The organism is Polaribacter sp. 2405UD43-2 (assembly GCF_058147125.1).
On record NZ_JBYVJX010000080.1, the window covers coordinates 1 to 242 of the forward strand.

1 protein-coding gene is annotated in these 242 nt (G+C 28.1%); it reads left to right on the forward strand.

The window, feature by feature from the left end:
* Nucleotides 1-242 (forward strand): hypothetical protein (locus tag ACY2RX_RS14825; protein WP_490104741.1); only part of this gene is annotated, 242 nt, incomplete at both ends.

The window sequence follows — 242 nt, forward strand, 5'->3', positions numbered from 1 at the left end:
AAATGATTTTTCAAATTGGATTTTCTTTTGCAGAATTAAAGAGTAATTATTCTTCAAAAATTGGATCCGTATTTGGAATGTTAGTTGAAGATGAAGCTTTTGGTAAAGGTTATGGAATTTCTTTTGCAACTATTTCATTAATACAGAAATATAGATTAGACCCAACTGACGAAGGAGGGTTGTGGAATGTATCACCATATTATGTAAAAAGAAAAAGAGATTGTAATTTTAGTACTTTAGAT